This window comes from Pseudomaricurvus sp. ABR4_320 (assembly GCF_056159445.1).
Map to the genome: position 1 here is coordinate 492,612 of NZ_JBSWVF010000003.1, position 14,215 is coordinate 506,826.

14 protein-coding genes are annotated in these 14,215 nt (G+C 53.0%); 4 read left to right on the top strand and 10 right to left on the bottom strand.

What is annotated here, in order from left to right; translation table 11 throughout:
• Positions 1-19: 19 nt before the first annotated feature.
• The gene (gene purD, locus ACXAFR_RS08325) at positions 20-1,312 is read left to right on the top strand and encodes a phosphoribosylamine--glycine ligase (RefSeq protein ID WP_475175420.1); all 1,293 of its coding nucleotides are present in this window, start codon (positions 20-22) and stop codon (positions 1,310-1,312) included.
• Positions 1,313-1,333: 21 nt separating this feature from the next.
• Here purD and ACXAFR_RS08330 read toward each other — a convergent pair whose 3' ends face one another.
• The gene (locus ACXAFR_RS08330; protein WP_475175422.1) at positions 1,334-2,860 is read right to left on the bottom strand and encodes an AAA family ATPase; all 1,527 of its coding nucleotides are present in this window, start codon (positions 2,858-2,860) and stop codon (positions 1,334-1,336) included.
• 99 nt (positions 2,861-2,959) lie between these two features.
• On the opposite strand from ACXAFR_RS08330, the gene coq7 reads away from it, so the two are divergent.
• Entirely contained in the window at positions 2,960-3,607 is a 648-nt protein-coding gene (gene coq7, locus ACXAFR_RS08335; protein WP_475175425.1) for a 2-polyprenyl-3-methyl-6-methoxy-1,4-benzoquinone monooxygenase, read from the top strand.
• Between the two features lie 109 nt (positions 3,608-3,716).
• Here the strand turns inward: coq7 and ACXAFR_RS08340 are convergent, their stop codons facing one another.
• Entirely contained in the window at positions 3,717-4,145 is a 429-nt protein-coding gene (locus tag ACXAFR_RS08340) for an OsmC family protein (protein ID WP_475175427.1), read from the bottom strand.
• A 294-nt stretch (positions 4,146-4,439) separates the two neighbouring features.
• Between ACXAFR_RS08340 and crp the strand changes: the two genes are divergently transcribed.
• On the top strand, positions 4,440-5,090 hold the full coding sequence (gene crp / locus ACXAFR_RS08345; RefSeq protein WP_475175430.1) for a cAMP-activated global transcriptional regulator CRP: 651 nt from the start codon (positions 4,440-4,442) through the stop codon (positions 5,088-5,090).
• 58 nt (positions 5,091-5,148) lie between these two features.
• Here the strand turns inward: crp and trpC are convergent, their stop codons facing one another.
• The 6 genes from trpC to rpe form a co-directional block, all read right to left on the bottom strand.
• Entirely contained in the window at positions 5,149-5,946 is a 798-nt protein-coding gene (gene trpC, locus ACXAFR_RS08350; RefSeq protein ID WP_475175434.1) for an indole-3-glycerol phosphate synthase TrpC, read from the bottom strand.
• Positions 5,947-6,104: 158 nt separating this feature from the next.
• Entirely contained in the window at positions 6,105-7,154 is a 1,050-nt protein-coding gene (trpD, locus tag ACXAFR_RS08355) for an anthranilate phosphoribosyltransferase (protein WP_475175842.1), read from the bottom strand.
• A 22-nt stretch (positions 7,155-7,176) separates the two neighbouring features.
• Positions 7,177-7,758 carry an anthranilate synthase component II gene (locus ACXAFR_RS08360; RefSeq protein WP_475175436.1) on the bottom strand — a complete coding sequence of 194 codons (582 nt, stop codon included), beginning with the start codon at positions 7,756-7,758 and terminating at the stop codon, positions 7,177-7,179.
• Positions 7,755-9,239: an anthranilate synthase component I gene (trpE, locus tag ACXAFR_RS08365; RefSeq protein WP_475175438.1), complete on the bottom strand. Its 1,485-nt coding sequence runs from the start codon at positions 9,237-9,239 to the stop codon at positions 7,755-7,757. Before trpE ends, ACXAFR_RS08360 begins: the two co-directional genes overlap by 4 nt.
• Before the next feature lie 327 nt (positions 9,240-9,566).
• Positions 9,567-10,283 (bottom strand): phosphoglycolate phosphatase, encoded by a 717-nt coding sequence (locus ACXAFR_RS08370; protein ID WP_475175443.1) that lies wholly within the window; start codon positions 10,281-10,283, stop codon positions 9,567-9,569.
• Positions 10,283-10,969, bottom strand: coding sequence for a ribulose-phosphate 3-epimerase (rpe, locus tag ACXAFR_RS08375; RefSeq protein WP_475175449.1), 687 nt, complete (start codon positions 10,967-10,969; stop codon positions 10,283-10,285). The genes ACXAFR_RS08370 and rpe overlap by 1 nt, the downstream gene beginning before the upstream one ends.
• 134 nt (positions 10,970-11,103) lie before the next feature.
• Here rpe and ACXAFR_RS08380 point away from each other — a divergent pair, with 134 nt between their 5' ends.
• On the top strand, positions 11,104-12,198 hold the full coding sequence (locus tag ACXAFR_RS08380) for a DUF3530 family protein (RefSeq protein WP_475175454.1): 1,095 nt from the start codon (positions 11,104-11,106) through the stop codon (positions 12,196-12,198).
• 10 nt (positions 12,199-12,208) lie between these two features.
• Here ACXAFR_RS08380 and murU read toward each other — a convergent pair whose 3' ends face one another.
• Both murU and ACXAFR_RS08390 read right to left on the bottom strand, forming a co-directional pair.
• Positions 12,209-12,916, bottom strand: coding sequence for an N-acetylmuramate alpha-1-phosphate uridylyltransferase MurU (murU, locus tag ACXAFR_RS08385; RefSeq protein WP_475175461.1), 708 nt, complete (start codon positions 12,914-12,916; stop codon positions 12,209-12,211).
• The gene (locus tag ACXAFR_RS08390) at positions 12,913-14,001 is read right to left on the bottom strand and encodes an aminoglycoside phosphotransferase family protein (RefSeq protein ID WP_475175464.1); all 1,089 of its coding nucleotides are present in this window, start codon (positions 13,999-14,001) and stop codon (positions 12,913-12,915) included. Before ACXAFR_RS08390 ends, murU begins: the two co-directional genes overlap by 4 nt.
• Between the last annotated feature and the right edge of the window lie 214 nt (positions 14,002-14,215).

The window sequence follows — 14,215 nt, forward strand, 5'->3', positions numbered from 1 at the left end:
ATATACGGACACCAAGCTCATGAATATTCTTGTTGTGGGAAGCGGCGGCCGCGAGCACGCCCTTGCCTGGAAAGCAGCCCAAAGCCCATTGGCTGAAAAAATCTTCGTTGCACCTGGCAATGCGGGAACGGCGTTAGAACCGCGCCTGGAAAATGTCGACATTGATGTGATGGACATTGAAGGACTGGCCGACTTTGCCGCCGCCAACCAATGTGAACTGACCATCGTCGGCCCCGAAGCCCCCCTCGTTGCCGGTATCATCGACCAATTCAACGCCCGGGGACTCGCCGCCTTTGGTCCAAGCCAGGCGGCTGCCCAACTGGAAGGCTCGAAAGCCTTCACCAAGGACTTTCTCGCCCGCCAGCAAATTCCTACCGGTGATTACCAAACCTTTTCCGATCTAGATGCAGCGCTGGCTTACCTCGACAACCATCCTGCGCCGATCGTCGTCAAAGCCGATGGCCTCGCTGCGGGAAAAGGCGTCATTGTCGCGGAAACCGATGATCAGGCACGTGCAGCCGTGACTGATATGCTCGCCGGGAATGCTTTTGGCGATGCTGGCTGCCGAGTCGTGATTGAAGAGTTTTTGGCCGGTGAAGAGGCCAGCTTTATTGTTATGGTCGATGGTAAAAACATTTTGCCAATGGCCACCAGCCAGGATCACAAACGGATTGGCGACGGCGATACCGGCCCCAACACTGGTGGTATGGGCGCATACTCACCAGCCCCCGTTGTCACAGATGTTGTCTTCCAACGCATTATGGATGAAGTCATTGTGCCAACGGTTGCTGGCATGGCCGCAGAGGGCAATCCTTACACGGGCTTTTTATACGCTGGGCTTATGATTACCCCCGAAGGCGCCCCGAAGGTCATCGAATACAACTGTCGCTTCGGCGATCCTGAAACCCAGCCGATCCTTCTGCGCCTACAATCAGACCTGGTATCCCATTGCCTTGCCGCAATCGAAGGTAAGCTCGATCTTGAAGTTGCCAGCTGGGATCCAAGACCGTCGCTGGGCGTTGTTCTTGCGGCTAAAGGTTACCCCTCCAGTTATCCGAAGGGCGATGTGATCGGCGGTCTGCCCGACAGTGACGACATGGACGCCAAGGTCTTCCATGCAGGCACCAAGCTCACTGACGGTAAGGTTGTCACCAATGGTGGGCGCGTGCTTTGCGCAACCGCACTTGGCGATACCGTTGCGCAAGCACAACAGAAAGCCTATACGCTGGCTAAATCCATCACCTGGGAAAATCGAGTCATGCGCAAAGATATCGGCTATCGAGCAATCGCTCGCGAGCAACAGCCGTCGTAGAAAAATCTCAGCCCGCTCGCTTTATGCGAGTCGGGTGCGCCCCTGGGCCCATTCCCGCATCATCTGTACCTGTTCAGCCATGACGGAAGACAAGGGCGACGTAGCCTGAATTGCTGAGAGAAGCAGTGTGGTCGTCATGGGCTGATTCTCCGCCTTTTGGTAGAGCGCAGAGACCACCACCTGCTCTAGCTCAGCCCCCGAAAACCCTTCTGCGGCAATTGCCAGCCGAGTGCAATCAATGTCATCCAGGGCAACCTGCCGCTTGCGTAGATGAATGATGAGGATTTGTTCACGCTCTTCTTGTTCGGGCAAATCCACGAAGAAGATTTCATCGAACCGCCCCTTGCGAACCAGCTCTGCCGGCAAAGCACTGATATCATTACTGGTGGCAACGAGAAATACAGGCGCCTGTCGCTCGGCCATCCAGGTTAATAAATACCCTAGCAAGCGCCGCCCCAGCCCCTCATCGCCAGAACCAGACGACAGCGCCTTCTCTATCTCGTCCAGCCACAGTACTGCCGGCGCCAGCTGCTCCGCCTGAGCCAGGGTATCACGCAGGTTTTTTTCAGTTTCACCGATAAATTTGTTGTACAGACTCCCCATATCCAGCCTCAGTAACGGGAGATGCCAGGAACCTGCTATCACTTTAGCCGCCAGGCTCTTACCCGCCCCCTGCACGCCAACCAATAACACTCCTCGTGGACAATCCTGACGTAGTGCTTCCGCAGTTACTTGCCCCTTTGGCACAGGCACCCAGTGTTCGGCAGATTGTGCAAATGCGGATCGACGATTTTGCAGCCAGGCCTTGAGGTTATTGAGCCCTCCCAATTCATCGAGTGGCTCCCTGGCCATAATCCATTCGAGCAATCCATGCTCTTTCAACAATTCAAACCGCGCCTGGCGTAACCCAGGGATATCATCACGGGTAATGGCCCCATCATTCGCGATGCAATCATAAGCCAGAGGTTCAATTTCTTCCCGCGTCAGCCCCCTCAACCCCTGCACCATTTGTTTCAAGGCTCGGCCGTCGGTGGACACCCGCTGCTGTCCGCGTCGCTCGGCGTATCGTCGAGCTTGCTTGCGTACTATGGCAAGAATTTCATCGTCATCCGGCAGACGTAAACTCGCGGCAGCACTGAACACGTGTAATTCCGGTGGCATATCCAACCGATAACTGAGCAAAACCACGCGTTTTTCACATCGCTCGAAATCGAGAGCAATGTCTTTGAGGAGTCTCACGACTCGAGGCGCATCTTGCAGGTAAGGGTGAAAATCGCACAGCGCATAGATTCCCGACTCATTGCTCTGTTTTATATGTTCCAACAGAGCTTCAGCATCCAAAGGCTTGCCTGTACCGACCACTCGAGGGCCAAAACCAAGCAGCTCCAAACCATCGGTGACACTCCAGCGCCATAGCCGCTGGTGATGATCACGGCTGCTACGCAACAGTAGATCCAGGGCTGCGTTTTCCCGAGCCGTTTCCATGACAATAATGGGGAGTGGTCGCGCCATGAGGCAATCGATATCCCTGCTCAATGTTAACTTCACATCTAACTCCTGGTTTTCGATCCTGCGCCTTGGTTCACTGGAGCGTCATCTTTTATACTGTGGGTAAATCGGAAAATGACATTCTGTAGGTATAGCACGATGACACAGCGCCGTTTTTCACTGGCAGACAGACTCCTCTCTCAGGCCGATAAAGCCTTGAAAACTCTGGTACCCGGCAGTGCGACTGCCTATCGGGAATCGCCCGCAGCGAAGGCTCCTGAAAACGCAGAACTGTCAGACTCTGAGCGCCGCCATGCTCTGGGATTGATGCGTGTGAATCACTCGGGAGAGGTATGCGCGCAAGCCCTTTATCAGGGACAGGCGTTAACGGCAAAGCTGCCGCAGGTAAGAGAAGCCATGGAAGAAGCGGCTGCAGAAGAAGTGGATCATCTCGCCTGGTGTCAGGATCGTATTGATCACCTGGGAGGCCGACCCAGTGTTTTAAATCCGCTGTGGTACGGCATGTCGTTTGGGATTGGTGCCGCAGCAGGCTTAGTCAGTGACAAAGTCAGTTTGGGTTTTGTCGCGGCGACTGAGGAGCAAGTCTGCAAACACCTACGCAATCATTTGGGCACTCTACCCGCGGGTGACGACAAAAGTCGCGCGGTAGTAGAGACGATGCTTGAGGATGAGGCCAAGCACGCCACCAGCGCTCTGGAAGCCGGCGGTCACGACTTCCCAAGGCCAGTAAAGTCGCTGATGACACTTGTATCCAAAGCCATGACCGCGAGCAGCTATAAAATATAGAGCGCCAAATACCCTCGCCTCACACGCGCTATGATAGACACCTGGGAATGGACTTCTCGTCGAAGGCTGTTCCCGAGGCTCTCCCGCGGGTTACGGGATAAGCGATTTTCTATTTAAATTCCCGCTCTTCTATCTGCACATCAAAGCTCAATTCGGCACCCGCCTGTTGCATCATTAATGACGCGGAACAATACTTCTCAATAGACAGCTGCACCGCTTTTTGCACCTGAGCTTCTTTCAATTTAACGCCGGATACCACAAAGGTCATTTGAATCTTCGTAAACGGCGAGGGAACCGCATCGGCTCTCTCAGCATTCAACTCCACTCGGCAATCAATGACTTGTTGACGTGATTTTTTTAAGATCGAAATCACGTCAAAACTGGCGCAACCACCAACACCGAGAAGCAACATCTCCATTGGCCGAGGGCCCATATTACGACCGCCATGATCCGGCGAACCATCCATCGTAACCGTATGGCCGCTACCGGACTCACCCAGAAACATTACCCCATCGATCCATTTCACTGTTGCCTGCATGTTGATTCTCCAATGCAATTGCCGCCTTCTGAAGAGGCTGCTCGCTTACCTTAGTCGTTCAGAATTGAAAAGTCGGCTAGATTACCACAGCTCTCTTTGTATGGATCACTCCAAACAATTGATGACAACTCATAAAAACGAGTTAAACGACAGAACAAACAAGCGATAAACCGCTATTTATGTCACATTTTATCACCCGTCAGCATTGGTAAGTTCGCGCTTCCCGGACTATGGTTAAAACTAAACCAACTGCCACTGTGCAGTCAGACTATCCGCCGCCTGCGGGGACACGTTATGAGGGAAAGAGCTTTGGGAGCGGTTCCGATAACACCACACATCAACAATGTTGACGAATTTTTGCGTCATTGCCATAAACGCCGCTATCCGGCAAAAAGCACACTGATTTACGCTGGTGACAGTTGCGATTCACTGTACTACATCGTGAAAGGTTCAGTTACGGTTGTCATCGAAGATGACGAAGGTCGGGAGATCATTATCGCCTACCTGAACGACGGCGATTTTTTTGGTGAGATGGGACTGTTCGACAAGCTTGATTCTCGCAGTGCCTGGGTAAGAGCTAAAACAGAATGCGAAGTCGCTGAAATCAGCTACGGCAATTTTCGCCATCTGGTGAAAAGTCATCCGGAATTTCTGTTTGCGGTCAGCAATCAAATGGCCTATCGCCTGCGCAACACCACCCGTAAAGTTGGTGACCTGGCGTTTTTGGATGTTACTGGCCGAGTAGCTCGCACATTATTGGATCTCTGCAGACAACCCGACGCCATGACTCACCCAGATGGAATGCAGATTAAGATTACTCGCCAAGAAATCGGCCGCATTGTCGGCTGCTCTCGGGAAATGGTCGGCAGAGTTTTGAAAACTCTGGAAGATCAAGGCCTGGTGTCTGTATCGGGGAAGACCATGGTGGTCTATGGAACCCGCTAAGCACTCGCTGGCGAGTCACTAAAATCAGGGCCGACAGAAAGGCCCTGAAATCATCGACCTAATTAAACATCTCCAGTAGTTTCTTACCCGGATCCGGGCATCGCATAAACGCCTCTCCAACCAAAAACGTGTGAACGTTATGGCCGCGCATGGCCAACACATCATCAATGGTATGGATCCCGCTTTCCGTAACAACCAGACGATCGGCGCCAATCATGGGCAACAGGGAAAAGGTATTGTCGAGACTCACCTCGAAGGTGTGCAAGTCGCGGTTGTTGATACCGATCATACGGGTATCAAGCTGCAAAGCCTGCTCCAACTCTTCCTGATTGTGGACTTCTACGAGGACATCCAATCCTAATTCAGTTGCCAACTGACTAAATGCTTGCATCTTGGGCAAATCCAACACCGCCGCGATCAATAGAATACAGTCGGCACCTATCGCTCTCGCCTCGTAGATTTGATACTCGTCGATCATAAAATCTTTACGCAAAATGGGCAGCGACGAAGCCACATGACATTCTTGTAAGTAGGCATCGGAGCCCTGAAAGAAATCGACATCGGTCAACACTGAAAGACAGGCTGCCCCACCTCGCTCATAGCTGATCGCGATCTCAGAAGGATAAAAATCCTCGCGAATCACCCCCTTACTGGGGGATGCTTTCTTGATCTCGGCAATGACTGCGGCATCACCCGCGGCCACTTTTCGCTCAAGTGCAGCCACGAAGCCTCGACAGTCATCCCTCGAGGAAATCTGCTCGCCAAGGTCGGCGACAGAATACTGTAGCTGCCGCTCCTTTACCTCGTCGATCTTGCGCCTTACGATCTTTTCCAAGACCGTTGGAATTTTACTCATAGCCGTCACAATCCAATATCTCCATCATAACCGCGACACATACAGCGACGTGCCCGGTATGGCCATGGTGAATATTCTGAACACGTTCACCATGTTTAAAATAGCTCAAACTCGCCAAATCTCAGCGATTAACCGTTCTTCGCAAAATAAAACCGCCGCTATTCGCCGGCGTTTTCCACCTGAAATCTCGTCAAAGAAACCAGCTCTTGTAGCTTCGCCCAGGCCAGCCCCGTACCGATCACATCCTGCGCTCGACTGACACCCTCAGCCAAGGTATCTGCAACGCCACTAACATATATCGCAGCCCCGGCATTCAACGCGATCATATCTGCCGCCCGTGACGCTATGGGGTCATCATGTTGATTGGTCAGCGCCTTGCGGATCAACTTTAACGACATTTGGGCATCGTCAACTCTCAAACCTTCAAGCGTCGCCGTTTCCAAGCCAAAATTCTCTGGTGATATCGTATAGGTGCTCACCTCACCGTCACGATATTCCGCCACGCACGTCGGAGAGGCGATACTGATTTCGTCGAGCCCATCGTCAGAGTGCACCACGAGAACATGCTCGCTACCGAGCATGCCCAACACTTTTGCCAGCGGTTCACACAAAGCCTGACTGAAAACGCCCAGTACCTGACGCCGCACACCGGCCGGATTGGTGAGAGGACCGAGAATATTGAAAATTGTCCGCAAGCCAAGCTCACGCCTCGGCCCCACCGCATGCTTCATAGCGCTGTGATGCGCCGGCGCAAACATAAAACCCACACCCAGCTGCTCCACACACCTAGCCACCTGAGCTGGCGTCAGATCAAGACTCACCCCAGCGACTTCCAGTAAATCGGCACTACCGGAAGAGCTTGAGACCGACCGGTTACCATGCTTGGCAACCTGAGCACCAGCCGCAGCAACGACAAAGCAGGACGATGTCGAAACGTTGAACAAATTGGCTCCGTCACCGCCAGTTCCCACCAAATCAACCAGATTGGCAACCGGCAGATCAACCGGGGTGACGAGCTCGCGCATAACGGCAACTGCACCGGCAATCTCCTCGATACTCTCGCCTTTCATGCGCAGCGCAACGAGGAGTGCGCCAATCTGTGCCTGAGTGGCCTGCCCCGTCATCACCTGCCGCATCACATCTGTCATTTCGGCTTGAGTGAGATCCTGTCCATCCACCAATCGCGTCAGGGCCTGCTTAATTTCCATTGCCATAGATTTGCTCCCTAGATCAGCGTTCCACTAAAAAATTGCGCAGCAAGTCGTGCCCGTGGTCGGACAAAATTGACTCTGGATGAAATTGAACCCCTTCAATATCCAAACTGCGATGGCGCAAGCCCATGATTTCGTCTATCTCACCGTTATCATTTTGGGTCCAGGCAGTGATCTCCAGACAATCTGGCAAAGACTCTTTGGCAACAATCAGAGAGTGATAGCGTGTCGCATTAAAGGGATTCGGCAAATCTCGAAATACGCCTTTGCCGTCGTGGTACATTGGCGAAATCTTACCGTGCATGACCTCACGCGCACGGACGACGTCACCACCAAATGCCTGGCCAATACTCTGATGGCCGAGACAAATTCCTAAAATGGGTAGCTTTCCTGCAAATTCTCTTATGGCTTCTAATGAGATGCCGGCCTCAGACGGCGTGCAAGGCCCAGGTGAAATTACCAGCTTTTCCGGCTGCATAGCTCGAATGTCGGCGATGGTCACTTCGTCGTTACGCACCACTTTGACGTCGGCCTGCAGCTCCGCCAAGTATTGAACGATGTTATAGGTAAACGAATCGTAATTATCGATCATCAAAATCATTGCCGACGCTCCCCTGCCAAAACCATTTCAACGCCGCGGAAGATCGCCCGCGCTTTATTCATGGTTTCTTTCCACTCGAGAGCGGGTACAGAATCCGCCACAATTCCAGCTCCGGCCTGGATATACAACGTCTCATCTTTGATCACCGCCGTGCGAATTGCGATCGCGGTATCCATGTTGCCACTCCAAGAGAGATAGCCCACCGCACCGCCATAGATGCCGCGCTTTTCCTGTTCTAATTCATCAATAATTTCCATGGCGCGAATCTTCGGTGCGCCGGAAAGCGTTCCTGCCGGCAGTGCCGCTTTAAGAACATCTATCGCCGACAGCCCCTCGCGTAAACGCCCGGTAACGTTGGACGTTATATGCATCACGTGGGAGTATCGCTCCACAACCATGCGATCGGTCAAGGTCACGCTTCCCGTCTCGGAAACCCGCCCTACATCGTTGCGTCCCAGATCGATTAACATGACATGTTCTGCGATCTCTTTGGGATCGTTTAGCAGGTCTTTTTCCAGCGCCAGATCTTCTGCACGTGTATGGCCACGACGGCGCGTGCCTGCAATCGGGCGAACAGTGACCTCCCCCGACTCAAGGCGCGCCAGAATTTCCGGACTGCACCCCACCACATGGTGATCCCCGAGATTCAGGAAATACATGTATGGAGACGGATTCAGACTGCGCAGGGCGCGGTAGAGATTCATCGGTTGAGCGGCAAACGGGATGGACAGGCGCTGGGAAATGACCACCTGCATGATATCGCCCGCGAGCACATATTCTTTGATCTCTTCCACCGCTCGCTGGAAATTATCTTCACCAAAACTCGAGGTAAACTGTGTTTCTCTTACTCCCGGTGTGGTCAGGGCAATTGCGCCAGGATTGCGAGCCCCCTCATAAAGCTTAGCCTCGAGCACATCCAACCGCGCGAGCCCTTGCTCATAGCTGTTTTCAGCAGCTGGATCAACGTTTAAAACAATGGTGAGTGTGCCGGAGAAGTTGTCAAACACCAACACTTCGTCGGACACCATCAACAGAATATCCGGTGTGCCAATCGTATCAATCTGCTCGACCGAACGCAGTTTCGGCTCGACATAGCGGACGCAATCGTATCCAAAGTAACCCACCAAGCCGCCGGTAAATCGAGGTAAACCATCGATCTCTGCTACCTTGAAACGCTGTTGAAAGGCTTCGACGAAAGCCAGGGGGTCGTCGGTTTCCACCGTTTCAACAACCTGCCCTGACGTCTCCACGGTGACGGTATTGCCACAGGCTCTTACAACGGTGGCTGCAGGCAGGCCAATCATGGAGTAGCGCCCCCATTTTTCACCGCCCTGAACGGATTCAAGCAGGTAACTATAGGGGCCGTCAGCCAACTTAAGATAGCTGGAAAGAGGCGTATCTAAATCGGCAATGATTTCACGAAATAGAGGGATGCGATTATAACCTTGGGCAACCAAGGCATTGAAAACTTCGGGGGACATAAGCCGTCCTTCTTCATGTTCATACCCAGACCCGGAAGGGCTTCCGGATCAGCCTGCCACACTGAGTGCGGCCAAATTGCGATGACTAGAGATTGGTCCAAACACGCCATCGCCAGACCAGCGCGCCTGCGCCAGTATTGCGAACGGGTGATTTTGGGGTCATCGGGTTGATCACGACTGGCCTACATTATCCTATTGGGTGCGAAATTCGCGAATCCTGTATGTTAAGCTGAAAAGCGAACGCCATGTGCGGAGGCCTGTGCTTAAACTGGCGCTAGTGTAGCGAGTCAACCCAGCCCTGTACAGCTGGGCTTATCCATTTGGCACTTAAAACCAAGAACGCAAAAAGTCGTCGAGATGATCGGCATACCAGGTAGCCGGCTCAACGTTCACACTGCGCCCCTGATTATAACCGTAAGTCACGGCAAGACTGGCGACTCCCGCGGCCCGCGCAGCTTCCAAGTCATTGTGAGAGTCGCCCACCATCAACGCCTCAGAAGCCACGACGCCACAACGCTGTAACATATGGATTAAAGGCGCTGGATCAGGCTTCTTCTCAGGCAGGCTATCACCACCGATTGCGTCTTTGAAATACTCGGCAATCGATAACTTTTCCAGAAGCGCATCGATAAATCTGGCGGGCTTATTGGTGATCACCACACAGGGAATCTCTTCTTGTCGCAACCGATCCAACCCTTCTCTGATGCCTGGGTAAAGTACCGAGGACGCTCCGCTGATCTGCTTGTAGTGGGAAAAATAGCTCGCCAGAACGTCAGTGGTCTGCTCATCGGAAACCGCCTCTGGCGTTTGCGAGTGAACATGGCCCAGCGCTCGACGTACCAGCATCTCACTGCCATTACCCACCCAGGTACGCGCAAGCTCAACGCCTGCCTCAGGCAGCCCATGCTCTCGCAGCGCGGCATCAAGCGCCGCGCTCAGGTCAGGCACGCTATCCACCAGCGTACCGTCCAGATCGAACATGACTAAGTTTGGGCGCCATTCGACCGAGGGTTTAACCACCGGCGGCAACGTCGACTCACTCATCAGCAACGCTCCCCGTCGAAGATGGCCAACTCTTGGCGCATGGCGCTGATGACTTTGGCGTAATCATCGGCATTAAAGATGGCCGAACCCGCGACAAAGGTATCTGCCCCGGCCCGAGCAATCTCACCGATATTAGCGACACCCACTCCACCATCAATTTCCAGGCGACACTGACTGCCCAACGCATCAATAGCCGCTCTTGCTTCTCGCAACTTATCCAACGTGTAGGGAATAAATTTCTGCCCACCGAATCCCGGATTTACCGACATCAGCAGCAACATATCCAATTGCGGCAAAACGTGCTGGATCAAAGAAAGCGGCGTTGCAGGATTCAAAACCAAGCCGGCTTCACACCCAGCCTGCTTGATCAACTGCAACGAGCGATCGACATGACGAGACGCTTCCGGGTGAAAGGTAATGATACTGGCGCCAGCATCGGCAAATTGTCCGATCAAATCATCGACCGGATCCACCATTAAATGCACGTCAATGGGCGCTGTAATGCCGTAGTTGCGTAGCGCTTTACAGACCATGGGGCCAATCGTGAGATTCGGCACATAGTGATTATCCATAACATCAAAATGGACGATATCGGCGCCAGCGTCTAAAACATTGGAGACTTCTTCTCCTAATTTCGCAAAGTCGGCCGATAATATAGAAGGCGCTATCTTGAATGGCTGGCGCATAACTTAAGTCTCCGAAGGCTGGTAACAAACCGTCACGGTGTATGAAAAGCGCGAATTGTACTGAACAACAGCAAACACTCCTAGTAACTCGCCCAGTTGCAAATCTCACGCGCCTGAGTTACCGGATCATTTCCATGGCACTCCTTGCCTCGACCCTCTCTGTGGCAACCTTTGCTGCGGATCCAGAACCCGGAGATAACTCAGAGACAAAAGATGAGGCTCCGGCTGAGGCGGAAACACCTCCGGAGCCACCGCCGCCACCTCTTTACCGATCACGTTCGGAAAGAGATATGAAGCTTTTGGCACGCCAACAAAATCCCGATAGCGTAGTCTGGCTGAAAGGATTGGAGGGTGAATTTCTCGGTCTCTTTGAAGCAGAGACAACCGGCGAACCCGTGGGAGCGTTGCTCATGGTCAACGCTGAGGGCCAGCACGGCGACTGGCCGGTAACCAGTGAACGCATTCGTTTGAGCCTGCCCGAATTTGGCTGGAACACGTTATCCATCGAACTGCCCTCGCCATCACGAATGCCGGTTCCTCCAAGAGAAATGCGCCCTGACCCCGCACCACAGGAGCCAACTGAAGAGCCCCAGGAAGACGCGGAGGACGCATCTGCGCCTGAAAATACGGACCATGAAGAAACGACAGCGGCAGAAGAAACTACAGAAAATACCGCCCCAGAGACCCGTACGCCATCCCGACGCCCACCTTCTTGGATGGTGCCGGATGACGCGCCGGAAATGAGAATTCCACCGGAAGATCTCGCCGTAGAACGACTGAAATCTGCAGTTAGTTACCTACAGCAAAAAGGTCAGTTCAACCTGGTATTGGCTGGCGAAGGCATAGGCGCAACCCGCGCAGCATGCTTTGTTGGCACACTGCCGGCCGCCGATCCGAATACCCAAACACGCATCGTCAGGGCGCTGGTATTGATCAATCCACGCAATGACATCGTCACCGCAGGCCGCAAAATCACAGACTGTCTCAGGCATTCTGACATGCCGGTACTAGACCTATACACAGGTAGCAGTTCCCGCGAATTAAAAGATGCCCGACTGAGAATGACTGCCGCCAAACGCGCCGGCTACAGCACCTATCAACAGCTGAGAATGCCAGAAATGTCTAATTATCGATCCCTCGGAGAAAACCGACTATCTCGCCGAGTCCGAGGCTTTTTGGAAACCCATGCTCGAGGTGTCAAAGTCGACAACGCCAAAATCATCAACTGATGTCATGATCTTACGGCGACTGACGTAGCCAGGCATCCAACTGTGCCAATCGCTCCGGTGTGCCGATATCCCACCAATGCCCTCTGTAGATCTCGCCAGTCAACTGATTCGAGTCTATGGCTTTATAAAAGGCATCTCGCAGAGGGAAGACAGGTACATCCTCGCCAGACGCCATAAAAGATGACAGCAACCTGGGATCTAGGACACTGATACCGCAAAAGGTAAACCCCTCCTGATCTCTAGGCTCCTTCTTATCCTGCCGTCTAAGCAGTCCGCTCTCCAAAACAAAATCTCCGGCAGGGTTGTGCTCCGGATTCGGCACCAGAACCAGTCGACCTAGCATATTGTTAAGAAGCGGCTCCTCCAGCAAATGCTCAAAAGGGAAATCCGTCCAGATATCGCCATTAACCAATAAAAAGGGTTCATTCCCGAGCAGAGGTAGAGCCTTGATCAATGCGCCACCCGTTTCCAGAGGCTCCCCCTCGCGTGACCACTGAATGCTCGCACTGAAGTCGCTACCATCACCGAGAGCGGCTTCAATTTGCTCTCCGAGCCACGCGTGATTGATAACGAACTCACGGATGCCTGCAGCGCGGAGTTGCTCGATCAGATGCACCAACAAAGGCTTACCACCGGCCGCCAGCATCGGCTTGGGAGTAGAATCCGTCAGCGGGCGCATGCGAGTCCCGTAACCCGCAGCCAGAAGCATCGCTTTCATTCGGTATGAACCTCGCCAGCCGTAGCAAAATCGCTATACCAATCCTGAGTCAAACACAAAGGCAACAACTGCTCTCTAAACCAGGCGGCGAAAGGTTGCAATTCTACATACTCATCGGCGGCCTCGAGGGTATAGCGCATCACCAGGGGTAAATCTTGAAGATACCTGGGCTTACCGTCACGCAACCAAAGGCGAGCAAATATCCCCAGCACCTTGATATGTCTCTGTAAGCCCATCCAGTCAAACCAGCGCCCAAAATCCTGAAGCTGAACTTCCGTCAAAATGCCTTCACGCAAAGCCATGTCACGATAATCATCCCGCCATTGAGCAACCTGTGCGGGCGACCAACGAACGTAACAATCCTTTAAGAGCGATACTAGGTCATAGGTAACGGGCCCTCTGACAGCATCCTGGAAATCGATGACACCCGGCGGTAAAGCATCTCGCCAAATGAGATTTCGGCTGTGGTAATCACGATGAACCCAGACTTGAGGCTGCTCGATCGCACTAAATTCGAGCCTTTTAAAGACGTTTTCCAGCAACTGCCGTTCAGCGCTGGACAGCTCATAGGACAAAAGTCGAGAGCAGAACCACTCGGGAAACAACTCCATTTCCTGCCGCAGTTTTTCTGGACTGTAGTCTGGCAACCACTCCAGCCTGGATTCGTTATTAGAAAGGTCGGTTAAAGGACATTTCTGCAGCGGCAACAAACTCGTCTCCAGAATATGGCGATAGCAGCGATCAACATTATCGCTTGTCAGCATGCTGCCGACTAATGGCTCACCAAAATCCTCAACGAGCAGATATCCCCGCTCCAAATCCTTTGCGTAGATCGCAGGGGTCGCCACCCCTAGCGATCGGAGATGTTCTGCGATCGCGACAAAAATCGGATTATTTTCAGATTCTGGAGGGGCGTCGACCGCCAGTGCCGCAGGCTGCGTGTCCAACCTAAAATAGCGCCGAAAACCCGCGTCGCCTTGAAGAGGCTTGAGTACTAGCTCAGCCTCCACTCCTGACAGCTGATCAGACTCTGCCACAGCCTGCACAATCCAATCCTGTAAATCATCGTCCCGAAGGTTGGCCACAAAGCCCTCTCCCATTGCTAAACTCAAATCATTATATTCAAGAATGCACTAAAGCAAATCAAACGCTTAGAGGACGGTTCAGAAAATGCACGGAAAGAATGCCGAAACTCCTCACTTCTGCCTCAAGACGGCCCGATGCTGGCCATAGTCCAGCTGGACAAGTAGAATCGCCCTCCCCAAACTGAATAACGCTGCCGCCGGGCATTCGTGAAGG